Origin of the sequence: Mycobacterium sp. (assembly GCF_036488105.1) — a bacterium.
In the GTDB taxonomy this organism is placed as follows: domain Bacteria; phylum Actinomycetota; class Actinomycetes; order Mycobacteriales; family Mycobacteriaceae; genus Mycobacterium.
In genome coordinates this window covers 1-24,330 of the sequence record NZ_DASXHW010000014.1, presented here as the reverse complement: position 1 = coordinate 24,330, position 24,330 = coordinate 1, and the positions used below count along the sequence as shown (strand labels likewise).

General features: G+C 66.3%; 23 protein-coding genes. 3 read left to right on the top strand and 20 right to left on the bottom strand.

Going from position 1 to position 24,330, the window contains the following annotated elements:
• Positions 1-5: 5 nt before the first annotated feature.
• The 14 genes from eccA to VGH54_RS00790 form a co-directional block, all read right to left on the bottom strand.
• Positions 6-1,853 (bottom strand): type VII secretion AAA-ATPase EccA, encoded by a 1,848-nt coding sequence (gene eccA / locus VGH54_RS00855; protein WP_331510050.1) that lies wholly within the window; start codon positions 1,851-1,853, stop codon positions 6-8.
• Positions 1,854-1,856: 3 nt separating this feature from the next.
• Positions 1,857-3,389, bottom strand: a complete 1,533-nt coding sequence (eccE, locus tag VGH54_RS00850; RefSeq protein ID WP_331510049.1) for a type VII secretion protein EccE — start codon at positions 3,387-3,389, stop codon at positions 1,857-1,859.
• A complete protein-coding gene (mycP, locus tag VGH54_RS00845; RefSeq protein WP_331510048.1) occupies positions 3,386-5,041 on the bottom strand; it encodes a type VII secretion-associated serine protease mycosin in 1,656 nt (551 codons plus the stop codon). Before mycP ends, eccE begins: the two co-directional genes overlap by 4 nt.
• Positions 5,038-6,519: a type VII secretion integral membrane protein EccD gene (gene eccD, locus VGH54_RS00840; protein ID WP_331510047.1), complete on the bottom strand. Its 1,482-nt coding sequence runs from the start codon at positions 6,517-6,519 to the stop codon at positions 5,038-5,040. Before eccD ends, mycP begins: the two co-directional genes overlap by 4 nt.
• Entirely contained in the window at positions 6,519-7,541 is a 1,023-nt protein-coding gene (locus VGH54_RS00835; RefSeq protein ID WP_331510046.1) for a MinD/ParA family protein, read from the bottom strand. The genes eccD and VGH54_RS00835 overlap by 1 nt, the downstream gene beginning before the upstream one ends.
• Before the next feature lie 35 nt (positions 7,542-7,576).
• The gene (locus tag VGH54_RS00830; RefSeq protein WP_331510045.1) at positions 7,577-8,413 is read right to left on the bottom strand and encodes an ESX secretion-associated protein EspG; all 837 of its coding nucleotides are present in this window, start codon (positions 8,411-8,413) and stop codon (positions 7,577-7,579) included.
• An 82-nt stretch (positions 8,414-8,495) separates the two neighbouring features.
• On the bottom strand, positions 8,496-8,786 hold the full coding sequence (locus VGH54_RS00825; protein ID WP_331510044.1) for a WXG100 family type VII secretion target: 291 nt from the start codon (positions 8,784-8,786) through the stop codon (positions 8,496-8,498).
• Between the two features lie 46 nt (positions 8,787-8,832).
• Complete coding sequence (locus VGH54_RS00820; protein WP_325685524.1) at positions 8,833-9,156, bottom strand: hypothetical protein; 324 nt, start codon at positions 9,154-9,156, stop codon at positions 8,833-8,835.
• 164 nt (positions 9,157-9,320) lie between these two features.
• Positions 9,321-10,541 carry a PPE domain-containing protein gene (locus VGH54_RS00815; protein ID WP_331510043.1) on the bottom strand — a complete coding sequence of 407 codons (1,221 nt, stop codon included), beginning with the start codon at positions 10,539-10,541 and terminating at the stop codon, positions 9,321-9,323.
• A gap of 7 nt (positions 10,542-10,548) precedes the next feature.
• Positions 10,549-10,851, bottom strand: coding sequence for a PE family protein (locus VGH54_RS00810; RefSeq protein WP_331510042.1), 303 nt, complete (start codon positions 10,849-10,851; stop codon positions 10,549-10,551).
• A 107-nt stretch (positions 10,852-10,958) separates the two neighbouring features.
• Entirely contained in the window at positions 10,959-15,044 is a 4,086-nt protein-coding gene (gene eccCa, locus VGH54_RS00805) for a type VII secretion protein EccCa (RefSeq protein ID WP_331510041.1), read from the bottom strand.
• Positions 15,045-15,046: 2 nt separating this feature from the next.
• Positions 15,047-16,540 (bottom strand): type VII secretion protein EccB, encoded by a 1,494-nt coding sequence (eccB, locus tag VGH54_RS00800; RefSeq protein ID WP_331510040.1) that lies wholly within the window; start codon positions 16,538-16,540, stop codon positions 15,047-15,049.
• Positions 16,541-16,613: 73 nt separating this feature from the next.
• Complete coding sequence (locus tag VGH54_RS00795; RefSeq protein ID WP_414688607.1) at positions 16,614-16,934, bottom strand: DUF2710 family protein; 321 nt, start codon at positions 16,932-16,934, stop codon at positions 16,614-16,616.
• A 65-nt stretch (positions 16,935-16,999) separates the two neighbouring features.
• Positions 17,000-18,241, bottom strand: a complete 1,242-nt coding sequence (locus tag VGH54_RS00790; protein ID WP_331510038.1) for a DUF5631 domain-containing protein — start codon at positions 18,239-18,241, stop codon at positions 17,000-17,002.
• 446 nt (positions 18,242-18,687) lie between these two features.
• Here VGH54_RS00790 and VGH54_RS00785 point away from each other — a divergent pair, with 446 nt between their 5' ends.
• Positions 18,688-18,831, top strand: a complete 144-nt coding sequence (locus VGH54_RS00785) for a hypothetical protein (protein WP_325675913.1) — start codon at positions 18,688-18,690, stop codon at positions 18,829-18,831.
• 4 nt (positions 18,832-18,835) lie between these two features.
• Here VGH54_RS00785 and VGH54_RS00780 read toward each other — a convergent pair whose 3' ends face one another.
• The 6 genes from VGH54_RS00780 to VGH54_RS00755 form a co-directional block, all read right to left on the bottom strand.
• Complete coding sequence (locus VGH54_RS00780) at positions 18,836-19,147, bottom strand: DUF2694 family protein (protein ID WP_331510037.1); 312 nt, start codon at positions 19,145-19,147, stop codon at positions 18,836-18,838.
• Complete coding sequence (locus VGH54_RS00775; protein WP_331510036.1) at positions 19,144-19,461, bottom strand: ESX-1 secretion-associated protein; 318 nt, start codon at positions 19,459-19,461, stop codon at positions 19,144-19,146. Before VGH54_RS00775 ends, VGH54_RS00780 begins: the two co-directional genes overlap by 4 nt.
• Positions 19,462-19,503: 42 nt before the next feature.
• The gene (locus tag VGH54_RS00770; RefSeq protein WP_331510035.1) at positions 19,504-20,706 is read right to left on the bottom strand and encodes a DUF4226 domain-containing protein; all 1,203 of its coding nucleotides are present in this window, start codon (positions 20,704-20,706) and stop codon (positions 19,504-19,506) included.
• Between the two features lie 89 nt (positions 20,707-20,795).
• Positions 20,796-21,158 carry a DUF4226 domain-containing protein gene (locus VGH54_RS00765; protein ID WP_331510034.1) on the bottom strand — a complete coding sequence of 121 codons (363 nt, stop codon included), beginning with the start codon at positions 21,156-21,158 and terminating at the stop codon, positions 20,796-20,798.
• 28 nt (positions 21,159-21,186) lie between these two features.
• On the bottom strand, positions 21,187-22,020 hold the full coding sequence (locus VGH54_RS00760) for a C40 family peptidase (RefSeq protein ID WP_331510033.1): 834 nt from the start codon (positions 22,018-22,020) through the stop codon (positions 21,187-21,189).
• Positions 22,017-22,802, bottom strand: coding sequence for a helix-turn-helix transcriptional regulator (locus tag VGH54_RS00755; protein WP_331510032.1), 786 nt, complete (start codon positions 22,800-22,802; stop codon positions 22,017-22,019). Before VGH54_RS00755 ends, VGH54_RS00760 begins: the two co-directional genes overlap by 4 nt.
• A 143-nt stretch (positions 22,803-22,945) precedes the next feature.
• Between VGH54_RS00755 and VGH54_RS00750 the strand changes: the two genes are divergently transcribed.
• Both VGH54_RS00750 and VGH54_RS00745 read left to right on the top strand, forming a co-directional pair.
• On the top strand, positions 22,946-23,362 hold the full coding sequence (locus tag VGH54_RS00750) for a WhiB family transcriptional regulator (RefSeq protein ID WP_331510031.1): 417 nt from the start codon (positions 22,946-22,948) through the stop codon (positions 23,360-23,362).
• Positions 23,363-23,439: 77 nt separating this feature from the next.
• On the top strand, positions 23,440-24,330 hold an 891-nt coding region (locus VGH54_RS00745; protein WP_331510030.1), incomplete at its 3' end, for an acyl-CoA dehydrogenase family protein.

Sequence of the window (24,330 nt, the reverse complement as noted above, 5' to 3'; positions counted from 1 at the left end):
GTCGCTCAGGGCTGAATCGGCACGTGCTTTTCCGCACACGCGTTGGTGACCGCGGCGACGATGTCCTGGGTGCGCAGGGTTTCCAGGTCTTCGACCGTCACTGAGCCCCGGTCGGTGCGGTTCTGGGCCGCCACCCGGGAGTCCCGTAACCGCTCGGCGCGCTCGACGATGTTGCGGGCGAAACGTCCGTTCTGCATGACGTCGATCCCGTGCGTGCCGTCCGGCGCCAGGTAAGCCCGCAACGCCTTGCAGGCCATGTTCAGCGCTTCGCGCGCGGCCGGTTCGATCACCGTCGCCCGCGGTTCGCCGTAGCGGACCGCAATCTCGACCAGCTCGTCGGGAGCGTAGGACGCGAACCGCAACTTGCGGTTAAACCGGCCCGCCAAACCCGGGTTGACGGTGAGGAATTCGTCGACTTCCTTCTCGTATCCGGCCCCAATGAAGCAGAAGTCGAACCGGTGCACCTCCAGTGCCACCAGCAGCTGGTTGACCGCCTCCATGCCGATCATGTCCGGCCGCCCGTCGTGATGACGCTCGACCAACGAGTAGAACTCGTCCATGAACAGGATGCGGCCAAGCGAACGGGCAATCAGCTCATTGGTTTTCGGGCCCGAGGCCCCGATGTGCTCGCCGCAGAAGTCGGCCCGTTTGACCTCGATGATCTCCGGATGGCGCACGATGCCCAGCCCGGCGTAGATCTTGCCTAGTGCTTCGGCTGTGGTGGTCTTACCGGTACCGGGCGGGCCCACCAGCAGCATGTGGTTTGTCTGGTTTGTCACCGGTAATCCGGCGGCCATCCGCAGCGCCCGGACTTCGATCTGATCTTCGATTTCGGCGACCGCGCGCTTGACTTCACTCAGCCCGACCTGGTTGTTGAGCAGGGCCCGGCCTTCGGTCAGCAGCTCTTCGCGCCGCCCCTCGTTCTCTTCTGCACGACGGTCCGACGCGGACCGCTCAGTGGTGACGTCCCACTTGTTGCTGCGGGTGCTGATGGTTTCCTCGTCGGTGACCACCAGTTGCAGTTGCTGATCGGCCAGCGCGTCCTTGGCCGGTTCGATCAGCGCACCGTTGATGGTTGCCTTCGACAGCCAGATCTGTGCCTTGTCCTCTTCGTCGAGCTGGCGGTGTGCCATTCCGCGTACGTAGGCGAGATCGGCTGCAATCAAGGGGAATTCGTTCGGGTCGATCGCCGTCACCGCAGTGTCGGTCAGCTGATGGCGCCGGGCTTCTACCGAACCTCCGGCGCGCAGATCAACCCGATCCGCCCAGTCCAGCGCGACGCGCGCCTGCCCGAGATGGGCCGCGGCGTGCGCGGCCAGCGCATTGGTGGCTGCGGTGACCGCCGACATGATGATCGCCTGCGGCGGCAGAACGGTGGCTGCCACTGAGATCGCGTCCGGCCAGCGCTGCGTGGCGAACATCAGGTACGCGCGCACATACTGCTGCCACTGGTGGTTCTCCCAGGTGTCCAGCAGCGCCGAATCCTTCAGCAGCGCTTCGGCTTTCTCGAACTGGCCGTCGTCGATCAGCGCACTCGCCAGCGCCAGCCCCGCATGAGACGACTCGGTCACCGAGATGGCCAGATACGGCCCGGCTTTGATCGACGCCGACAGCCGGACGCCGAGCCGGTTGGTCTCGCGGTGCAACCGCGCGCCGTAGGCGTAGAGCTGCTGCAGCGACGACAGCTCCTCGTCGCCGGCGGCGATCCTGCCCAGCCAGGCGTCGGCCATCGACGGATCGATTTCAGTGGCCTCACGAAACCGCCCCAGGGCACCGCGCTGGTCGGTCTCGAATGACGCCATGGCCTGGTCGAACCGCTTGCGCGCGGCGGCCGTGGTATTGCTGCTGGTCATTTCCTATTCCACTGATTCGAGCTCGGACGTCCTCAGGCTCGTCGGCTCCGACGAGATGTAACGATTCTCGGCGCGGAACAACTCGATCTCCACCGTATGCAGTTGTCCGGCCGCCGTCACATCGACTGTCGCCGGGCCGATCTGTGTGATGAGCACATCGGCCGACCCCCGATAGGGCGTTCCCGGCTCGCCGACGGAGATCAGCGTGCTCGGCCGCGGCGAGGGAGTGATGCTCCCGTCGACCACGCTGATCGTGGTGCCGGCCATCGGCCTGACTTCGCTGCCCACCGCGATGTCGGGCATCCGAACGCTGGCCCAGCGCTGATAGTCACGGGTGTGCACGGTGATCCGCTCGCCGGCGCCGGCCAGCCGCACCACAATTCGCTTGGCCAACGCGTCCTGCGCGGCGATGTGCACGCGACTGAATTCACCCGGGTCGTCGAGCGGCAGCATCAACCGGTTGCCGGCGTCGACCTTGCCCAGCAGCACACCCGACGGCCCGATCGGGATCACCAGCGGTGCAGCCAGTACACCGCGACGGAGGCCGTGCAACGTCGGCATCGGCCCGCAGAGGTTGGCCGCGATGGCGCGGGCCTGCTCACCCGGCAACGTCTTGAGCATCACGCTCGGTGGCGCCGTCGGCGGCTGAGCGGTGCGCACGGTCACCGTCGCCGTCATGCTGCCGTCGCCGAATACCGTGATGTTCTGGATGACTCCGTCGGCCCGCAGCGCCCATGCGTGCTCCAGGTTCTCCGCGGTGATGTCGTTGGGCCGGTACCAGTACGACGTCAGCCAGCCGCCTTCGCCGCGCGCGGTACGCCAGCGCTGGTGATGCGCGCTCAACGCCAACGACCCCAGCCGCCGCTCCAGCTCGACGATGTCGATGGCCGTCGCGACCTTCGCCCGAATACCGTGCTGTCGCAATGCGGCGCTGATCCGCTGGGCCGCGGCCAGCGTCGCGGTGCCGACCGAGGTACGCCATTGCAGCGCACCGGCATTGGGGATCGACACGATCCGCACGATCAGCCAGGTCTCTCGCTGCCCGGCGTACGGCGGCGTGCCGATCAGGGTGTCGTAGACCCGCGGGTAGTCGCCGCTGCTGCGCCGCCGGGCGCCGACACTGACCACGCTGAGCGAATCGATCGACAACCTCAGGCTCTGGTGCAGCAGCGGCAGCAACTCGGCGATGTCGACGGTGTTCTCGGTGTAGGTCGTCGTCGAACCGGTGAACAGCGTTGGCCGGTGCGCCTTGCCGAGTAGCTGCACGGCCACCACCGCCACGCCGTCTTGATAGCGGACACCACCACCGGCACGGTCGTTGGCCACCGTGATGGGTTCGCTCAACGTGATCGCCCGGCCTCGCTGCCGCCACAGTGTCCACCACGACCACGCCGGCTGACGCCACCAGCGGATCACGCCGGCCGCCACCCCGATCACCAAACCCACTGCGGCGCCCGGGTATCCGGCGACCGTCCAGCCGATGAGGCCGGTGGCGAGAACGCCGACGATGATCGCCAGCCGGGTCGTGGCCGTCATCGCTCTCGCCGTGCCCGCGCGACGAGGGAGGCGATCAACGCCGCGGCGATCACCAGCCCGGCGAACACCAGTGCCGCGGTGCGGGCCCGGTGATCCGGTGGCGGCGGCGGCGCGGCGGGCACGATCACCCGGCTCTGGGCGCCGGGCGCGACGCGGTCCCCGGGTGGCACGTTGAAGGTCAACGCCGCGACCGGATCCACCACGCCGTAGCCGACTTGGTTGTCCACGCCGCGCGGTGGGTTGTGCGCCGTCTGCAGAACCCGGTTGATGATCTGATGCGCGGTCAGCGCCGGATACTTGGCCCGCACCAAGGCGGCCACGCCGCTGACGTAGGCCGCCGAAAAGCTGGTACCCCAGAACGGCATGTTCTTCTCGCCCGCCCGGATCGGCGGGTAGGCGTTCACCGGCCCACCGGTCTGCGGGGACAGCCCCATGATCCCGACGCCGGGTGCCGCGGCGGCGACCCACGGCCCGGACAGGCTCTTGCTGACCGGAGCGCCGGTGTTGTCGACGGCGCCGACGGACAGCACGTAGTCGGAGAACCACGAGGGCGACGACACGGTCTTGACTTGATGCCAGTCGCGCGGGTCGCCGGCGTCCAGCGGGTCGAAGCCGGGGTTCTGGGCGCATTCGTCTTCGCCCTCGTTACCGGCTGCCGCGACGATCACCGCGTCCTTCACGGTTGCGGCGTACCAGACCGCCGCGCCAATTGCGCTCTGGTCCAACGGGTCTGCCGCAGACACACACGCGGTGACGCTGACGTTGATCACTTTGGCGCCCAGGTCGGCCGCGTGCACGATCGCGCTGGCCAGCGTTGCGATGGTGCCGGCCTTCTTGCGGGCCTCGGTGTCGCCTCCGCTCGGCCTTTCCAGTTCGTAGGCCCGTGAGGACTGGCGGATGGAAATGATCCTCGCGTGCGGTGCCACCCCGGCCACACCGTCCGGCGCCCCCGGTGGCAGCGGCGGAACCTCGGGGTCGTCCGGCGCACCGCCGGGTACCGGGTCGCCGGGCCCGTTGGACGGTTCGTCCGGCGGGGGCGGTGGCGGCGGCGGAGGAGGAGCGGGTTTGGTTTCGGTGATCGTCACCGGCGATGGTGGCGGCGGCGGCGCGATCGGCGGCGGCGGTCCACCGGGAGGTGGTGGTGCTCCAACGGCCGGCGGCGGACCCGCCGGTGGCGGGAACGCGGGGGCGGCCGGCATCGGGGCGGGCATCGGAATGCCTTGCGGCGCGGCTGCGATCAGCGATGCCACCACGGTGCCGTGCGAGTCGCAGTCCATCAACCCGTCGCCGCCCATGATGTAGTCGCCGCCCGGAACCACCGGCAGTCGCGGGCCGGGGTTGACTCCGGTGTCGATCACCGCGACAGGCACACCGTTACCGGTCGAGTACTGCCACGCCTTGCTGACGTTGAGCAACGTGAACCCCGGCGCGGTGACGGCCACATTCGGCTCGGCGACGGTGATGGTCCGCGCGCAGATGTTGCTCTGCCGCATCGGCGCTTCCGGCGCGGGCTTGCCGTCCGGGGGAACCCGGCCTGGGTCGACGGCGGGCGGCGGAATCGCTTGTGCTGCAGGCAGAGTCGACGGCAAGGCGACCAGCAGGCCGACGAGAACGAGGGCGGAGGTCCGCCGCGGCGCCAACGGATGCATCATCGCATGCGCACCCAGTTGAACAACCCGCCGATCCACGCGGCCAGCGGCAGCGCGGCGATGATCGCCGCGATCTCCAGCCATTCGGCGATCATCCGTACCAATGGGGTGAACCTGGTGATCGGCACCAGCAGGGCCGCCACCAAACCCGCGGCACCGAATCCGGCCAGCAGCAGCGCGCCCCACAGCACCGCGTCGGACGCCGTCGCCGGCGCGTGCCAGACGTATTTGATGACGCCGACGCACGTCGCCGCGGCAGCTCCGACCACCAGTGCGATGGCCTGCCGCTTGTCGGCGAACGCCCGGCCCCGGCTGATGAAGATGAGGACGAACAGCCCCGACAGCACTACCGCGTAACCACTGCGGTGATGCCCTGGCATCAGCGTGGCCCACACCGCGGCCGGCAGCGCCAGACTCGCGCCCACGCAGATTCCGGTCAGCACGTTGTTGGCGCGGACGGCGGCCGCCGCGATCTGCGCCCCGCGCGGCGTGGTGTCGGGGCTCATCTCCTCCTCGGCGGCCTCGTCCACCGGTGACACCGCGTCGACCGGTAGGCCGGCGCTGCGCCGGAAGAGGTCGCGCCCGGTGACCGAGCCGAAGTACGGCGGCCGGATCCTTGCCGACCACAGTGCGATCGTGGGCGACAGCGTCAGCAAGAACAGCAGGATGACCAGCGTGCACATCCCCAGCCATTGGGCCGGAACCGGTCGCCACATCCGCGCCGCGGCGATGACTCCACCGAGTGCGCACAGGGTCACCGCAGTCGCCGCCACGTTGATGTAACGCCCGGTCAGCACGGCGACCCCGCAGGTGAGCATCGCCGCCGCGAGCGCCGTGATGAACAGGTGCGCTGCACCGACGGCGCCGGGCGCGCCCGCGCCCAGGCTCACCGCAAGTAGCGGTACCGAAATCCAGGCAAACCCGCCGATCAAGTCGGCCCGATGCGGCCACCAGCGGGCCGCCGCCGCGGCACCACCGATGGCGAGCAGACCGAGCCCGCCAGTGACGATGCTGGGCACCATCGAATCGCCGGCGAGGCGGTTACGCACCGCCATGGCCAGCACCGCCGCTGAGACCATGGCCAGGATGGCCAGCGAGGTGTGCGCCGCGGTGGCGGCGGTGACGGGTTCGAACAGTCTCTTGCCGACGCGGGCCAGGCCGGTGGACAACGACTCGTATTGCGGCTCGAAGGAGTCGCCTTCGACCGCGGGCACCAGCACCAGCGTGGCGCCGTCTTCAACGCCGAGTTCGTCGAGAGTTTTGGTGACGTCGAGTCGCACGCCGTTGGCTTTGTGCAATTCGTAGCCGACTCCGGATTCGAGCCCGGTCAGGCCTCGTCGTTTGAGTTCATCGTTGAGCAACTCGACGATGTTGTCGATGAACACCTCGACCGGCACCGACGCCGGGTACACCTGCGACACAAGGTGTTCGCCACATACCACCGCAACTGCGCAACGCGCCGGGAATGCGACCTTTGGCATTAGCGCGGCCTATCGGCGTCCGGAACGTATTTGTCCGCCAACGCCGCAGTGATCTCGAATAGCCGAAGTCGCGTTTTCTTTTGCAATTCGTGACGGGTATCGATAATGCCACCTCTAGCCAAATGCGGATCGAACGGCATGAATTCGACAGTCGCGCCCGATTGTCCGAATCGTTCGGTGAGATATGCGCGCGCGTCGGCATCGTATTTGTCGCGACTGTCGTTCAGAATAACCATGCTGCGCGACACTAACTCGTGGTAACCCATTGACCGCAGCAGGTCGATGGCGCGGGTCACCGGCAGCGAGGTATCAGCGGTCAGACCGGACACGAAGACCAACGTGTCGCAGGCGTCGAAGACGGCCTTCATCACCGGGTGCTCGAGGTCGTCGGAGGTGTCGACGACGATCACGTTGTGCGTGCGGCGCAGCCGAGACAGCACCCCGGCGAACATCGACGGGACGAGCGGCCGTGGTTGGTCCGACGCGCGGTTCCCGGCCAGCACATCGAGCCCTAAGCTGTTCTGCCCCAGGTGTTCCCGAATGTCGGCATAACCCTGGACATCGGTGTCGTTCAACACGGCCGAGTAGTCGCCCGGCGGGGACTCGTCGATCCGGCCGGCCAGCGTCCCGAAACCGGGCGCCGCGTCGATGGCCACCACGTTCTCCGGCCGGCATTCGCGGAATACCGCACCGATGCAGGCTGTCATCGTGGTCTTGCCGACGCCGCCCTTGCCCGAGACCACCCCGACGACGTACTGCTTGCGGATGTGGCGGCGGATCCGTCCCTGCAATTCTCGGTAATGCCGCTCCGCCGGTGATTCGCCGAGATTAATGGTTTTAAAAGATGCGGAATATAGAAACTTGCGCCAGCCCGAACCAGGTGGAATTTTGCGCGGGGTGACCATATCGGAGATGCGCAGTGTTTCCGACACCGAATCGGGATGCTGGGGACGCGGACCCGCCGGCGGTCTTGGCGATTGCCGGGCTTGCTCCGGTGAATTCGGGTTCCACGGATTTGTCACGATGCCGATGCTAACACGCGTGCGGAACCGCTCACTTACACGACCTTTCGATAAGAAAACCATTCATCATTGGCGGGAAGTCGCCGCATCATCCGGTTGACCGCGGCGGTGATGTTGCTGGTTGTGCCCGGCGCCAGGATCATCCACTTTTTGCCGCCGGACGGTTCGTGCTCGGCGACGATCCGCCCCTCAGGGGTGTCGATGATGGTGACCGCGCTGTCTTCGACATGGGCCCGCGTTGGTCCGGCAAGCGCCAAGCCGGATTGAATCGCGACGATCCCGGCCTGGGCCGATCGGTCGGCATCTGCGGCCATCTTGAGGATCTGAAGTTGATCGGGGTCCAAGCGTTGACTCGCCAGAAAGGCGTCCAGCGCCTGCCGGCTGGTTGCCTTTTCCTCCATGGCATCGACGTCGAGTGTCACCGGTCGCAGCGGCGCCGGTTCATGAATGCCGCACAGTCGCTCGATCTGGGCCCGGATCACCGCGTTGGCGGCACCTTCGGCGGTCGACGTTCCGGCGCCACCGATGCGGATCAGGTCTTCGGAGCGCTCCATGATCACCCACCACTCGGCGAAGCGCCCCAGCAACGCCCTGGTGAGCGCCGTCGCGTTGTCCGGGGTGCGCACGTTGATCAGCAACGCGACATCGCGTCGCGAAAGCACCGTCAGCCATTCGACGACATGGCCGTCGACCTTGCCCGCCTCGTCGATCACGCCGGCGCGTCGCAGATCTGCCGCGACCCTATGGGCCAGCGCCGCCTCGCGTGTCTCGGCGCTCGGTCGGATGGACCGCAACCCCAATTCCGGGGCAAGTGTTTCGATTCCGGTGAGTATCTGCAGTACCCACAAGCCATCGACGGTGGTGGTCAACACGAATCGTCCCTTAAAAAGCTACTGGGGCGCGAAAGCCGCTGGGGCGCAAGCTTTCGCGTGCGCCCCAGCCTGGCTTCCTAAGTCACCCCGCAGCGAGCGAGGCGTCCAATGCCAACGCGTCGGCGGTGATCGAGTTCAACACCTGGCCGTGCTGACCCACTACTTCGGCCAAGTGCTGCAGCGGCTGCTCGATCTGCAGCATCGCTTCTTGGTACGCCGAGTGGTACTGGCCGCCCATATGGCTGGCCAGCAGGGCATTGACGTTCGTCAGATCTGCTTTGCACTGCTCCAGTGACGCCGATGCCGACTGAAGGGTGCCGGTTGCGTGCTCGATCGCCCCGGCCTGGTAAGTGATTGTGTTCGGGTCCGACATATCTGTCTTCCTATCCCTTTAATGGCTGTTGATTGTCGACGGCTGATCAGGACGGCGTGATCGCCTGGAGTTGACTGCTCGCGTCGTGATCGTGCTGGGCGAACTGCGCGACCGAGATACCCAGCTTGTGGGACAGCTCGGTGCAGCCGTGAATGATCCGCGTGAGGTCGGTGTTGATCTCGATCGCCTTCTGCTGCGAGACGATCGCGGCGGTACCGCTGTGTGCGCCGGCCGCGACGATCTCCTCGACTGCCGACAGACCTTGGTTGGCGGCAATGGTCGCGTGCTCCATGAGGTCTTCGATCTTCGCCTTGACCTGGAGGGCGACGTCTTGCGGAATCCGGGGAAACGCTCCTGATGGATCAGCCATCTACTTCTTCTCCTTTATGCCGGCGCCCCGGGTAGGGGCATTATCGAGAGTCTAAGCGGTTTACGGTAGCTGTCACTTCACCCTTATCGGCGTCATCCAAATATCGAATTTCCCCTCTTGTCCCAATTGCACCAATGGCTGCATATTTAGGCGCGCGCAGCGCGCTATAGGTCCGTCCGTTGGGGATCCTGGTGATCTGAATTCACCACGATCCGTGCATGCGTGACATCGTCCTTTTTGTCACCGGATGGGCTTTCACCGCGCCCCAGCATCCCGGCCGGCGACATCGGCATGGCCGAACCACCCGCGGCGCGAGTCGTCGGGCTCTTCAGGTCCGCCGCGTTCAGCACACCCGCCCGTCCAGTCGGCCGGCCCCCGCTCTCCGGCTCGAACGTGCTGGCCGGCGAGGTGAAGCTAGTCAGGCTTGCGGCGCTGGAACTCAGCCCACCGACCCCCGCGCCGCCGGCGCCCATTCCGCCGGCCGCGGCTCCCCCGGCCCCGCCGAGTGGCGCGCCCATCGCCTCAAGCCCCGCGGCTTCCGCCGCTCCGGCCGGCGCATTCGCCCCGGTGAACATGCCCATCATGCTTTGCAACGGGCCGAGTCCACTCTGCGCCATCTGCATCGGCGCTTGAGTCATCTGAGTCAACGGCTGCATGGCACCGGAAATCAGCTGCGGACCCTGCCCGAGCATCGATGTCATCTGGTTGGCGGCCTCAGAAGGCGCCGATCCGGCGCTCGCGAGCTGCCCGCCGGCGGTAGTCGATGCCTGGGCGGCGTCTTGGCCCGCGGTGCTGCCGACCTGCCCGGCGAGGCTGGCGGCGGAACCCAGGCCCGCCGGTGCCACGTCGCCGGCGACGGCCGGCGGCGGAACAGCAGCCGCGGCCGCGATCGAGCCCAACGTGGTGGCATACAACAGGCCGACGCTGGAGTTCTGTGGCCAGTAGTCGCCGAAATACTGGAGATCCTGCGAAACGATTCCCGGGGTGTTCTGGCCGAAGAAGTTGGTGGCGTTCAGTACGCCCCACAGGTCCCGGTTCGCCTGGCATGCCACCGATGGAATAACCGAAGGGGAGGCCATCGTGTAGGCGTCCACCGCGGCTTGGGCGAGCATCACGTGTTTGGCGCAGTGTCCTGCCAGCGGCTCCAGCCCACCCATGTTGAGCGCGGTTCCCCTGGCTACGTTGGCGGTACCGGCAAGGCCGGTCCACGACGCGCTGGTGGTCGCGATGTTGGTGGCGGACACCGCCATTCCCATTTGATGACTGGCCGCTTCGGTGGCCATCACCGCCGCGTAGGCGACGATCGATTCAGGGCCGGGACCACCCTCAAAAATCAGCGCGACGATCTCGGGCGGCGCAGCGACCCATCGTGGGTCGAGTGGCATGCCGCGCCTAGAACGAGAACTTGGCGGCGCTGATCAGCTCTTGAAGCACATAGCTGATCGACGACATGCTCTGCCCGGTCGCGTATGAGGCCCGCTGCCCGAAGTGTGCCCCGGCCACGCCGAGGTAGGCGCCGCCGGCGCCGGCCATCGCGGAGGCGAACGCTGCATCATCGGCGGACGCCGCCATCGGCACAACGCCGGTCAAGGCCGCAGAACCAGCCGCGGTGGTGGCCGCCATCTCCCCGGTGACCACCGACTCCGTCAACGACGACAGGTTCACGGCCTCCGGCGAAACATCGAACATCGACATGTTTGTCTCCCGTGTTCTGATCCGCAGAACTCCCCTGCGGGATTACCAGAGTCTAAAGTGTTTTCTCTTTTCGCGTACACGCGAACTATGCAACGCCTTTCAAATGGCTATTCACCCGATTCAGGTGTCCCCACCAGCACTCCCTCGATATCGCCCTCGGTCGTGACCAATAGGCCACGCCCGGGCGGCAACTGATGAGCGCTGATCCGCGCAAAAACTTTCACATTTGCCGGATCGTTGTCCATGAACAAGATGGGCGACCGAGATCCCGTCATTTTCTGCAAGAACGGATTCATCACGACTTGACCGGCCCAGTTGCCAGGCAGCCGGGCAGCTATCACGTGCAAACCGATTTGCCGGCTGCGCTCGATCAGCGGCAGTAGCGGTGCTGTCGCTGCCGGTTTCACCACCTGGTTGTGCGGCCTGAGTTCGTGCTCGTCGTCGATCAGGACGAACTGGCGCGGGCCGTCCCACGCCTTCAGGTTGAGCAGCTCCTCCTGCGTCAGACCCGACGGTGGGAGACGATCCCGCAGTTGAGCGGTCAACTCGGCGATCACCGCATCGATGTCGTCCGCGGTGTAGGCATAGGCGCGCACGTGCGGGCCCCGGATCTTTCCGATCAGCGTCGTTTTGGGGTCGATCACGGTGATCTGGGCCTGCTCGGGAGTGAAGCGCTGAGTGATCGCCTGGCCGATGGCCGCAAGCGTCGTCGTCTTGCCGCAGAGTTGGCGGCCCATCACGAGCATGTTGGGCAGTGCCCCAGCGGGCAGCGCCACCGGTTGCAACCCGCTCTCCCCGATGGCGAACGGGATGTTGAGCGGGTCGGCCCCTGCCGCGGTGCGGTCGTAGGCCTCGCTGATCTGCGTCAACGCCACCCGCTCGGGCAGCCGCGACAGCTGCTCCACCCGGTCCGCACCGGTGACTTGAGCGATGACCGCACCGATACCCCGGGCAGTCACTCGCTCACTCTCGGTTCCGGTGACCTCCGGTACCCCGATCAGCAACTCGTGGCCATCCCGGGTCAGGCCGAAACCGGGCCGGTCCAGCGTGTTGCGCGCGGCTTTGCGCCGATCCATCGAACTACCCATCTGCGACTCGTCGGGGTTACTCAGCCGGAGCTGGATGCGTGCGTTCGACACATTCAGCAGGCCCTGCTTCTGGCCAACGAACCAGCCGTTGGCGCTCGTCATGACGTGTACGCCGTACGAAAGTCCTTGCCGGGCAATCGCGATCGCGCGATCACCCGTCGCAAAGTCTTTCTCGTAGAGGTCGCCGTAGTTGTCGATGATGAGAAAGACGTCGCCGAATTTGTCTTCCGGATCGGTCCCGCCGCCGCCGGCTGCGCCGAAACGTCGTTCCCGGAATTCGGAGATGTCGATCTGATAATGCTTGAACGACGCCTCTCGGGCGCGAATCAATCCCTCGATCGTCGCGATTGTTCGCGACACCCCTTCGGTGTCGTTGAGGCTCACGACACCGGCAACATGAGGCAACTCTTCCATGGGATACAGCGACGCCCCGATGCAGAAGAACGTCACCCGCTCCGGGCGGTACATCAGCGCGGCCGACGCCATCAACGTCATCAACGTGGTGCTCTTTCCGCGCTGCGCGGTGGCAACCACCATCACGTTGTCCATCTCCACGTCGATCGAATGCACAAGCTGCGTGTGATCCTCGGGAACGTCGACGATCCCGATCGGCAGGGTCAGACCCGGGTTCTGCCCGTAGTCGACGTGCCAGGGTTTTCCACGCCAATAACTGACCAGCGCATCTACCGGTTCGCTGATTTCCAATGGGGGAAGCCATATTTGGTGCGGCAGTCGAGCCTGGGTCGACACCAGGGAATCCCGGATCACGTCGAGCAGCTTTTTCTTTCTGAAGCCGTCGGCGTGGAACAGGAACTCGTCGGGCTCGTCGGGCTCATCGGCGACGGCGAGAGCCGCGGTGTCTTCGGCGCTGAGCGGCTGGTACGCCCAGGTGAGTGGCCGGGGCTGGGAGAAGCTGACGTCGATGGTCCGGTTGACGTTCGTCACCTTCTTGGGCAACACGAACGGCGCCGACAGGTAGAAGCAGCGGAACGGCTCCAGGTCACGCGGGCCGACTTTCATCAGCGCGTAACCGTTTTCCTTCGACGGCAGGTGCAACGCGGCGTCGCTACCGATGACGTCGCGCGAATCCTCGGCCGTCTCCGCGCGCAGCGCGACCCGGAAGGCGATGTTGCTCTTGGCTTTACTCAGCGACGACAGGTCGAGACGCTGACCGCCAAGGGTGAAGAAGACGTTACAGCCACGACCTTCCTGACCGATGTGAATAACCAGCTGGATCCACTCTTGGTGGTGGTGGAACAGCTCGAGGTACTCGTCGATGATGACCAGCAGAATGGGGACCGGCTCGAGATCCCTTCCGGCCAGCCGCATTTCCTCGTACTCGTTGGCATCACGTGCACCCGCCTCTTTGAAAAGCCGGTAGCGCCGGTGGATTTCGCCGTCGATCGCTTTGCGCATCCGTTCGGCCAGGTGCCGGTCGTCCTTGCCGAGGTTGGACAGCGATCCCGCGACGTGCGGTAGGCCCGCCAAGTCCTGGGCGGCGGACTCGAACTTCATGTCGACGAAGATCAGGATGAACGTCTCGGGCGAGTGCGTCAGCGCGATGCCGTTGGCAAGCGACAGGAAGTACTCCGACTTGCCCGATCCCGACGTTCCAATCACGACGGAGTGGAAACCGAAGCCGCCGAAGTCTTTTGCGCGGAAGATGACGTACTGCAATTCGCCGCCGGGTTTAACTCCGACCGGCACCATCGCCCATTTCGCATCGCCGCGTCCGCGACTGTCGGCCCACAGCCGGTCGACGTCGAGTTGACGTGGATCGTTGATACCCAGCGCCCGTAGCAATTCGCCTGCTTGGCTGTCGGTTTCCGACAACTCCCCCGCGCTCATCGGCGACCAGCGCGCCAGTGCCCGCGCGTAGCGGTAGGCGGTGCTCTCGGCAAGCATGTCGGCGACCGCGTAGAACGCGTCGCGGTGATAGAGGTGCCTGTCCCGCAGATCGAAACGCTGATCTTCGTCGGCGAAACCGACGCCGAGACCGGGTCGGGTCGCCAACCGCAACACCGTGATTCCGGCCATGCCTTTCTGCCCGGTCACGCCCTCCCACTGCTCAGGCGTTCCGATGTTGTCGTCGACGATGACCCAGTGCGGGCCGAGCCGGGTGCCCGATGACTCCATTGCCGAGGGCATCGACGTCGGGCTGGTGCCGACCGGCGGTGTCCACGGCCCGCGGCCCTTGCGGTGCAGCTCGGCGTCGAGCGCCTCCTCCAGCTCGGTCGGCGACGCGAACAGCAGCCGGCGCAAGCCACACGCGTCGAACATCTCGTCGTGCTGGTTATGGGGCAGCCACACCAGCCACGACCACAGCTCCGGATGGCGGGTCACCACCATCAGCTTGAGGTCATTCGGGCTGTGGTACACAGCCAGCGAACACAGGATCGACCGCGCAAGGTTGTGCAGTTCGGCGGGCTCGGGGCCGATGAAACTGAAGCCGGGCTTGGACCGCAGATTCAAGACCTTGCCGATGCCGCGAATCTTGCTCTGCTCGAGGATGAAATCGCGCAGCGCGCCGCCGGTGACCGGTTCCAGCTCCTCACCGATCGGCACCTCCGGCCACTGCAGCGACACCGCCGAGTCGCTGGCCTGCTGGATGCCAGTGCCGAGGCGGACATCCAGGAAATCCGGATCATCGGGGCGGCGCTCCCACATCCGTGGCCCACCGATCACGGTGTCCAGGTGCTGCGGGTCACCGTGCACGAACAGCTGGCTACGACGCAGCTCTTGTGCGGCACGCTGAACTTCTTCGCGGTCCTCGTCGAGCTGGCGCAGATAAATACGCCGCTGCTTTTCCTGCTCGCCCCAGGAGATTCGCCGACCGCGGCCGAAGCGCCCGCTGAACATCAAAGCGCCGAAACCGGCCAGCCCCATCATCGGGAAGAAGCCGGACTGCAGCGACCGGACTCCGGACGTGTACATCACCACCAGGGTTCCGATGATCCCGACCAGCAGCGCCGGCAGCGCGATCATCAGCAGGATGTTCCGGGGTTCGCGTTCTGGCAACGCCAATGGCGGTGCGATCGCCACCCGCACCGGCGGAACCATCGGGGCCGGTTTGCGGGCGCCCCGTACGAAACCGCGCTTGGACATGCCTAACCTCCCGCTTGTGGGTTGGCTTCCGGAACCTGCGCCACCGCTCCGCCGCCGGTGAGGGTGTCGCGCGCCAGCAGCGCGCCGTCATGACTGATGGCCGGGCCGGCCGCGAACGTGCGCACGATCGGCCACGGCGCCTGGACGGCGCTGCCCGGATCCAGGCTCAGCGGCTCAAGCGTCTTCCTGTCCCACTGCACCCCGAATCGAACCCCTTGCGGCGAAACCCAATACAGGCTCTCGCGGCTACCCGAGCTGGGGACACCACTGGTCGTCGCGACGAAATTCGCCGCGCCCGGCAGCACCAGTGCCTGGTCGGCCTCGACTGATTCCGGCGCACGGTCGTCGCGCACCAGCCGAACCAGGCGCGGATCCATGCTGATCGGCACCGGCAGACCGCGTCCGCTGACGATGGTGATCGTCGCCTGCGGGTCGGTCGTCTGCTTCTGCCACGCGACGCAGGTCACCGGATTGACGGCTGTATCAATGAAATTCAGCTTGCCAGACGGATAGAAACCGACGTTGAGGACATCGACGGCCGGGATGTGAATCAGCTTGTCCGGAGAGATCAGGGTTGGCGTGGCCGACGCCTGGGCGGTTGCGGTGCGCAACAGGTCGGCGACGAAGCTGGTGATCTTCTGCACCCCGTTGGTCAGCAGTGCGTAGAAGCCGGTGACGACGCCGTTCGCGTCGCGCGTCTCCAGGACGCTGCCGACCGGCGATCCCGGTAGCCAGGTCGACGGCGTCCCGAGCTCCGGGATCAGCGGAATCACAAGGGGTTCCGTCGCCGGCATCGCGTCGAACAGCGCGTTGGAGATCTCGACGGGATAGGTGACGCCGGCATCCAGCCCCAGGTTGAAGGTGACCGATCGGTCGCCTGCGTCGATCTGGGACCGTTGGCCACCCCACACCACATAGGTCGCGCCCTTGTGCGTGACAAGGACGGCCTGCGTCGGCCCCATTGCGGCCGCCCGGCCGCCCGTCGAGAGCTCGCCGGCGATCGCGGTCACCAGTGGCATCGTTCCGCTGCCCCGGGTGGGCGCGGTGTCGCACACCGACCACGCCGAGACCGAGTTCGCGGTGACGGTCAGGCTGTCCGGCACACCGGGAATGCCGACGATCGGGCCGGTCGGGTACTTGGCGATCTCGGCTGCCTTCACCCAGGTCGGCGCGGCAGCGTTGCCGACGGCCAGCCGCGCCGACGTCAGATTGAGCGCGGGATACAGCCGGCCGTTGATCTTCGCGTAGACCGCGCCGGTGTCGCGGTTCCCGATGATCGCGGACTGCCCGACCAGACCGGCGGGTTTCATCACGTGCAGCAGTGCCATCCAGCCGATGCCGATCAGCACGAAGACCATCGACAGTGCCACTGCCGCTTGCTGTTTGCGGTCATCGTGCTTCATCCGCACCGAGAACCGCGTGATCGCGGCCTTCAACCTGCGGTTGTAGAACAGGTGCCCCGAGTTCTGGTCCCGGTTGGAGAGATTGAGTGGCACGGTCAGTGTCCTTCCGGCGAGCGATCAGCATCCGCCTGCCGCTCAACTACATTGCGCAACAACAAATCCCACGTCACTGCAGGGCCCCTCCATACCGGGCCTGGTTCTCGGCTTCGGCTTCTTCCCGCAGCGCGGCGATAGCGAGGTTCAACCGGTCGGCCAGCTCACCATGGGTGTAGCCCGACATCACGGTCGGATGCAACGCCAATTCCACCAGTCGGCCGTCGGCATTCGCGACCGCGCGAATATCGCCGAGATCGACACTGTAGGTGACCGTCTCGGCCTGGCCGACGAGCGCCTCCCACTTATCGGCGGCCTCACTCAGCTCACGCAGAACCGATTCGACCAGATCCTTGTCGCTCAGCTGCGCGCGACTGCCCGGCCCCGGCATCATGACAGTATCTAGACCCCTCCGAACAGCGTCAATTCATTGCCCGCAGGCTTGAGCATCGCAGCTTGTCACGGGCCGGCTTTCCAACCGCTGGCTGGTGGCGCGCTCAGCCGCTGGAACCAGGAGAAGTGGTAGTTCGCGCTGACCTGATTCTTCGTGGCGATACCTTCGGTCGCGGCCAGCAGTAGACAATTCAGCAGCAGGCCCTGATCGATGTCGGGGTATTGCGCCAATAGCTGGTATCGCGACGTGTCCAGGTAGACCCGCAGAACGTCGATCTCGGCATCCACGACGCCGGTGCCTGCGGCACCCGCCTTGGCCAACGTGTTGACCATCCGCGGCAGGCCATCACGCCAATGCGTCGCCTCGCCGAGTACCCAGCCCAGATCGTCGACATCCGGCAGCTCGCGCGGCTGCGACGAGGTGTCGGTGACCTCGTAGTCGGATGCCCAGCCCAGCGGGTCGCCGGGGGCGTACTTCGCCGACAACGTCGTCTGGCCGAGCAACACCGTCGCGGTGCCCGTGCGGCGGCCCGGCTCCAGCAACCGGACGGCGGCGGGCAATGTGATTCCGGGCGGTATCCAGCCGTGGGCAAGGTCGGTCACCAGCAATGTGGTGCCGTCCTCACGGGTGCCGACGGCCCAGCGCAACCCGGGTTCTTGCCGCGCCACGAACTTGAGCAGCCGTTCCAGCCGGTCGCGCTCCGATTCGGCAGGCTCGACCACCGGCTGATAGCGGGTGGCCTCGGTGTCGCTTATCCCCGGGTCCGCGTGACTGGTGGCAGGCACCGGGCTCGGCGGCTCAACGGTGTGCGGCTCAACGGTCGGTACTTCAACGGCCAGTGGCTCAACGGTTTGCGGCTCAACGGTCTGCGGCTCAACGGTCTGCGGCTCAACCGGCACCCCGGTGAGAGGCGTGATTTCCTGCAGCACCGACGCGAGCTCCTCGAGAACCTCGGTGTCGTCGGATTCCAACGCGTGCCTCGGCTGCGATTCCTGCGGCTCGGCGATCTCCGGTTCGACGGTGTCATGCTCGAACGTTTCCGGGGCCGCCGATTCATGCTTCGCGGTTTCAAGCTCCGCGGGCTCGGCCGCGGGCGGTTCCCAGTCGTCCAGCGGTTCAGGTTCCCAGCTGTCCGGCTGTTCAACGGGGGGCGCCGGCTGCAAGTCCTGTTGCGGCAGCGCCGGCGCGGGTGTGTCGATGGCCGGCGTCGGCTTCGGTCGCGGCGGCGCGAGTTTGAATCGCGTTGTGTTCTCGGTGTCGACGGCGCCATTCACGGGCCGGTACTCCGTCGGCAATTTCGATTTCATGTTGTGAAGGTGACGAACTGTCGATTCGACTCGTCTCACCGCGAAGGCGCGGGCATCATTGATGACCCGGGCTTCTTCTGCCTGTCGGGTGGTATCGACCAATCCCACGCAACGAATGTTCTTGAGTTCTTCGTTCGCCGAATTGACTATCCGCTGCAAGTCGGCCTTCAAGTATTTGACAAGCGGAGCGGTCTCGGCGGTAACTGTCGACAGCTCAGCAGGCCACAGCCCGCCGGTAACCCACGGCGTGCAGTCAACCGGCGACCGGAAAGGGGGGATCTTCAGCGATTCTTGGGCAGCTCTCCGGAGGCGCTGACGCGCCGTATTCCGACCGAAGATTGCCACCGGCCAAGCCTACCGTCATCGCCGGTGTCTCTCCTGCGCTGTTGTTGGTGGAAAACGGGGGGTGAATTGTGCGGATAACGGCATCTGGGTAGCGTGAGCGTGTGGCTGATTCGGGGCTGCAGCAGCAGTTGAATGAAGTGCGTGCGTTGCTGGGCCGAGCGCGAGAGTTGTTCGGCGCCAATCCTGTCGAGCCGCCCACCGATATCGCCCCGGATCGCGACGCCGTCAAGACTTGGATTCGCTAGTTATTCAGTTGGTGTCGTCACGCCGGGGTAATTCATGCGCGACGAGCCTTTCGATCGCGACGTCGAGATCATCCGTGGTGGGAACCTCGGCTGACGGCGTGTAGCCGGCCGCGACGATTTCGCCGCGGACTTCCATCACCGCCTTGAGGTAGGAGACGTCGGCGGTGAGCAGGATGCCCTCCGTCAGGCTTTGCGCGTCGGTGTTCATCGCGGCCTCGGTCAGCGTGACGCTGTGCAGGTATCCACCGCGGCATGAGCGGACCAGGATGTGGCCGCTCGGATGGACGGTGTCGAATGCAGGATCGGCCTCTGTCATCGACCGTCGTCGGAGATACGGTCGAGTTTCTCGGCTGCGTCTGCCTCGTGCTGTTCCCACATGCCGGCCGATTTTGTCAGGTTGTCGGCGATGTTCGCGTGATTGTCGGCCTGTTGCTCGTAACAGAGCCGCCGCTGCTCGAGCAGCTGCCGTCCGGCCTCCCGCAGTTCGCCGAAGATCGGGCCGAGCGAGTCCAGGCTCTGCTGAATTGCCTCGTGCGACGACGGCAGGGTTCGCAGATATTCGGACGTCTCCTTGTGGTGGCCGGCGGCTTCACGCAAGTGCGCGGGCACCACGTGGATTCGGTCTGCCATCCGCTGTCTCCTTCTGACGTGCCGGCGCGAGCCGGACTACTTCTACGCGGTCTCGGTTCTGTCGGCGCTCGCCGGCCTGGTGGGCGCCGGTGGTTCGGTTCTGTGCGGCTCGGGCGCGCCGACCGGCACCGGAGGGTGCTCCCAGCCTAGGAAGCCAGGGCCGTTCACGGTGGAGATGTGCTGGATCTGGCCGTTCAGCAGCGCCCGGCTGTCACCGAGCGCGAGCGCGTGACGGTCGGTGAACATGCCGATATCGCCGGGCGAAAGCTGCGACGTGTCTACTGGATCCCTGACCGCGGTACCCGGCGGCGGGATGGTCATACCCTCCTGCCGGAACGCGTCCGCGATGGGCGTCCCGCTCGCCGCGGCCTCGATCGCGGCGGCCAGCTGTGGGCTGGCGGCGGTGAGCGTTTCACCGTTGGGCAGCGTCGCGGTCGTCGGCCCGGCGGCAGGCTCGGCGTGCTCATGCCCGGCCCCTTCGGGATCGTCCTCGTCGGACACCAACCGGTCCTCGGGCTCGTCGGACCTCAACCGCGCATCGTCGAGGTCCTTCGGCGCCAGTTGCTCGTCACCACTCGGCAGGGGCCCGGGTAGCGCCAATCCCCCGGGCATCCCCCACCCAGCCCCGCCCGGCAGACCGCCGCCGCCGAATGAGGGAACGCCGGGAGCCGCCTCGGCGGTCGGCGCCGGTGCGTGCGGCGGCATGTCCTCGGGCGGCACGCCGAGATCGTCCTCAGGCAGTGCACCGAAATACGGGTCGGGGTCGGGTTCGGTTGTAGGCGGGCGGCTTTGGGCGGCATTGGGCTCCGGCGCAGCGGGTTCGGATCCCGCAGCCGGGCGCTTGTCGTCGGTGGCATCGGTGCCGGGCTGCGTCGAGTTGTACAGCGACGTCCACGCGGCCATCAGCGCCGAGTTCGAGGTGTCGTCGAGGCTCGCGCTGGCCACCACTGCGCGGATATCTCGCAGCTTGCCGATCAAATATCGCTGGAAGTCACGGGCTCCGGCCGGTGTGTCAAGATCCGACCGCGTTGCCACGGCGCCCTCGATGTCGCGCTGCAGTCTGTTCAGGGCTTGCGTGCCGGCGGCGGTCTTCTGGTGTGCGTTGAGAACTGCTGTCACTACTTGCAGATCGACCTGTGCGGTTGTCGAGTTCTGATGTGCCAGAGCAACTTCCGCATTTCTGATTGCGTCCGCCGCATCGCCCTCCTGATGTTCGGGGGCGGGCGCGTCGTCAGGCGTTGTCATCGCTGTCCTGCCTGAACATGGTGCGACAGTAGCCACGGGACCCCTGGTCGACAATTCACTCGTGTGCACACCCCGGCGCCGCTCAGGCGCTAGCCGGCCGACCCGGTGTAGTGCTCACGCAATGTTTCCAGGACGGCCTTCTTTGCGTCGCCGAGTTCGCGAGCAGTCGACACCACCGCCGAGATTTCCCGCTGCTTGGCGATCAGGAACTTCTGGAACTCACGCGCACCCATCGCGGTATCGAGCCCGAGGGCGGCCTGATTCGCCACCGCACCGTCGATCTCGGCCGCGATTCCATCCAGGCGACCGAGCGCTTCGACCGTTGCCGCATGCGCTTCGGCGAGCGCCTCGGCCAGGGCCCGGTCGGCGTCGGCGACTGCGGCATGCCGCGTCGACAGCGCGGCCTGCTGCTCACCGATCGCGACTATCGAGCGTCCGGCCTGCTCTGGCATCCCTTGTCCGTGCTCGCCCACCATCGCCTTACCCCGTTGGACGCCGGATCTGCACGCCGGTGCCGAGCGGACTGATCCGCACCGAGGCGCCGGAGTGGGGTGCTTCGACCACCAGGTTGTTGCCGATCGCCAGTTGCACGTGTCCCGAGGTGGGGAAGACCAGGTCGCCCGGACGGACATGCGAGCGCGGGATGGGGACACCGTCGAAAATCTGCTGATATGTGGTGCGGTCCAAGTGAATTCCCGCCCGCGCATAGGACCACTGGGTCAACCCCGAACAATCGAACTGGTCCGGGCCGGTCGCGCCCCACACGTAGGGCCGGCCCAGCCGCGACAGCGCCGCCCGCACCGCGATACCCGCGCGGCTGTTCGGGGGCGGCAGCCGCAACCCCGCCGGGTAGGCGCCGTGGTGCAGCATCCGATAGCGCACCGCGCGCCATCTCGACCGATGACGACGGGATTTGCGGCGGGCGGCCAGCACATGCGCCTGCTGTGCCCGCAATCGGGCTACCCGGCGACGGATCGCTTCGCGCTGAGCGATCGGGTTGTCCGGCACCGCCGTATCGGCGCGGGCCTCGTCGAGAACCCCCTTGGTCAACCCCTGAGCTTTGGCGTGATCGCGGTGGGCCTCCTCGACGGTGGCGGCCACCGCGGCGTCCGCCCTCGCCGCGGCTCGCAGATCGTCGCGGCTACGGTTCACCGCTGACTGGTAGACGCCTTGTCCCGCCGCGGTATTAAGCGCCGCGGCGCGTTCCAGGAGTCGGTCGTACGGCGCCGGTCGGGCGTCCACCGGCAGTGGCCGGGTGCGGCCGGCGAACAGCTGATGGGCACGGCTCAAGGCTGCCAACTCGTTTCCGCTCACTGTTGCTCCCCCTCGTCGATCGCAGCGTCAACGTCGGTCTCGTCGGCAAGATCGGCGAATGCCCGGACCCTCGGAAGCGCTCCGGGTGGGATGACTCCCCTGTTGCGGATGTCCCACATTTCGGCGGCGGTGACCCCGATCAGCGCCGCGATCACCGACTCAGGCAGCGACGACTCCGCGCAGGCCCGATCGAAACGCGCACTGAGGCTCATCGGCATGCGCTCGATGAGCGCTCCCCGAGTTGCTTCCAATGCCTGCAGATGCCGCATGAGCCGTCCTGCCGATGCCGCGTCGGCGTTGACCACCTTGCGCCAGGAGTTAGCGGCCAGCATCTCGGCCTTCACACACTGTCCGATCACAGAGAGAATATACGTCTCATATTCGTTTGATGTGCTCACAGGCACATGGTCAATCAACGAGTTGAGCGCATCGAGCTGAGCTGCGGCGTATTCCTCGTGCATGTCGGTGTCGGTGTGCCGGTCTACCACGATCGGCCCGGTGATCCGCTGCGGCGGGGGCGGCTCCGGCGGCGTAGGCGCGGTCAGACGTTCGAGCTCGGCGGCGGGATCGGCGGCCACCACGAGCCGCGAGTAGGTGCCCGGCGGCAGGCCAAGTCCGTTCTCTACCTTCTGAACTGTGCCTTTGTGCGGCTTGCGGGCGCCACGTTCGAGGTAGCTCAGGCCCATGATGCTCACGCCGGTGACCGATGCGAAGTCGGCCAGGGACCAGTCGCGCGCCTCACGTAATTCCCGGATCGCAGCCCCGGCCGATTCGCGGCTCACCGTGCGGCTCCGGCCATATCCGGATACTACACAGACGTATATGTTGTTCAGGTGTTATACGTTTTCGTAGTCTTTCTCTTGCCAAACTCAGGTTCGTCTGTATACGATTCCGCATACGTTTCAGTGCAAAGGAAGGCGGACAGATGGCGCATCCATGCTCGGTCAACCCGGAGATGTGGTTCGGCTACGCCGACGACGACGGCGGCGACGGCGCCGCCAAGGCGCGTGCTTACGAGCAGTCGGCCACCGAGGCCCGGCTGCAGTGCCTGCGGCGCTGCCCGTTGGCGCAGCAGCGGTTGTGCGCGAAGTATGCGGTGGAGAACCGCGAGGAATACGGCGTCTGGGCCGGCATCAAGCTGCCCGGCGGCCAATACCGCAAGCGCGAGCAGCTGGCGCAAGCGCATGCCACCCTGCGCCGAATCGCCGCTGGGGAGATCAGCCCTCGCCAGCTGGCCGAGAATGCCGCCTTGTTGACGCGGCGCCAAGGTGACACCGCGCCGGCCACCGCCACCGTGTTTCATCTGCCCATTCGCCAGGTCGGGCCGCGTTCGGCGGCCTGATATGGCGCCGGCGCAGCGGCGGGATTGAATCCGTCGGCAGCGGGTAATAAGAGGTCAACCGACCCGGGGGGCCTCTCATGACGTTCGACCTGACGCCGACCGCGGCGCAGCACGACCTGGCCCGGCGGGCCCACGAGTTCGCCGAATCGGTCATCCGGCCGGTGGCCCTGGACTACGACCAGAAGCAAGAGTTCCCCTGGCCGGTGCTCGAAGAGGCCGCCCAGCGCGGCTTCTACAGTCCGCTGTTCTATCGCGATCTCATCGGCGATCCGACCGGGCTTTCGCTGCCGATGTTCATGGAAGAGCTGTTCTGGGGTTGTGCCGGAATCGGTTTGGCGATCGTCATGCCGGCGCTGGCGCTGTCGGCGATCGGCCAGGCCGCCTCCCCCGAGCAGATGCTGGAGTGGGCGCCGCAGTGCTTCGGCTCGCCGGGCGACCTCAAGCTCGCCGCGCTGGCGATCTCCGAGCCCGAAGGCGGCAGCGATGTCCGCAATCTACGGACCACGGCCAAACGCGACGGCAGCGACTGGATCATCGACGGCCACAAGATGTGGATCGGCAACGGTGGCATCGCCGACGTTCACGTGGTCAACGCCGTCGTCGACGAAGAACTCGGCCACCGCGGCCAGGCGTTGTTCATCGTGCCGGGCGGCGCGCCAGGCCTGGAGCTGGTGCGCAAGCTCGACAAACTCGGCTGCCGGGCCTCGCACACCGCCGAGCTGAAATTCAACGGCGTCCGGGTTCCCGAAGACAACCTGCTGGGCGGGCAGGAGAAGCTCGAGCACAAACTCGCCAAGGCACGCGAGGTAGTCGCGGGTGGAAAACGTTCCGGCTCAGCCACATTGGGCACCTTCGAGCAGACTCGCCCGATGGTTGCCGCGCAGGCGATCGGTATCGCGCGAGCGGCGCTGGAATACGCCACCACCTACGCCACCCAGCGGGAGGCCTTCGGCGGTCCGATCATCGAC